We start from the raw sequence: 1,230 nt of genomic DNA, 5'->3' as shown, positions 1-1,230 counted from the left end.
TCCTAGAGTTTAACCAGAACAATCGTTCTGATTCATTGGGAGTCAAACCACCGTTGTATTGGTGCGGGCGGAGTTGGCAATAATACCCAATAATGTATCGAGTAATTTCTTGTTGTGCCTCTGCAAAGCTCCGATAACCTACTGTAGGTATCCATTCCGTCTTCAAGCTTCTAAAGAAGCGTTCCATTGGTGCATTATCCCAGCAATTTCCTCGTCGAGATAAGCTTTGCTTGATCTGAAAGCGCCACAGTAATTGCCGATAACTTCGGCTTGTATAATGACTGCCTTGATCACTGTGAAACATGACGCCCTGTGGTTTACCACGAGACTCATAAGCCATGGCAAGAGCCTTACGAGTTAATCGACTATCGGGCGATAATGACATTGCCCAACCAATCGTTTTTCTAGCGAACAGGTCTAAAACTACGGCTAAGTACATCCAACGATAGCCAGTCCAAACATAAGTAACGTCACCAACCCAAACTCTGTTTGGCTCCGTAACTGCAAACTGGCGGCCTAAGAGGTTTGGGATCTCAATATGTTCTTGTGATGCTTTACGATTCCTGTGTTTTGGCACTTGGCAGCTCACTAGACCAAGGGCTTTCATGAACTTCGTTGCTCTGTAGCGACTCAGGTTAGTTCCCTGACTCGTTATTATGTCAGCAATGGTTCTCGCTCCCGCAGAACCGTTGCTTGCGGCATATGCCTCGCTAACTAAACTACGGAGCTTTGCTGTTTCGGCATCAATTTCTACTGGACGTTTTCGCCAGTAGTTATAACTGCTTCGATGAACATTGAACACTTCACATAATATTTTTACGCTGTGGCTCTGCTTGAGTTTCTTGATTATCAAGAATTGTTCAGTGAGTCCGACATCAACAGAGCCGTGGCTTTTTTTAATATTTCATTATGCTCTTCAAGGCGAGCTAACTTCTTTTTTAATTCACGTATTTCAATTTGCTCAGGCGTCATCGGCGATGCTTTAGGTGCTTTCCCCTGACGTTCCTCTTTTAGTTGGCGAACCCACTTATCCATCGTGGACTTCCCAACATTCATAGCTTGAGCAGCCTCTGTCACAGAGTGGTTCTGATCTAGAACCAGTTGTGCCGCTTCTAATTTGAATTCAGCGCTAAATAGTCTTCTTGTACGTTTTGTCATAGTGTCACCTGTTAACTTATGAGGTGATGATATCACCTCTTACTAAGTGACCAAATTCAGCGTACCACTACA

The 1,230-nt window shown here is 44.1% G+C and carries 1 protein-coding gene; it reads right to left on the bottom strand.

The features are described 5' to 3' along the window. A protein-coding gene (locus AB6F11_RS21655; RefSeq protein WP_372128382.1) for an IS3 family transposase occupies positions 1-1,158 on the bottom strand; the annotation gives its coding sequence in 2 pieces (ribosomal slippage) (positions 1-900 and positions 900-1,158; 1,159 coding nt annotated over the 2 pieces). This gene is flagged as partial in the annotation. Positions 1,159-1,230: the final 72 nt, after the last annotated feature.

It is taken from the genome of Vibrio sp. 10N.247.311.14, from assembly GCF_041467715.1.
Lineage (GTDB): Bacteria > Pseudomonadota > Gammaproteobacteria > Enterobacterales > Vibrionaceae > Vibrio > Vibrio crassostreae_C.
Note: the sequence above shows the minus strand (reverse complement) of the source record. Positions and strands in the feature narration are given on the sequence as shown.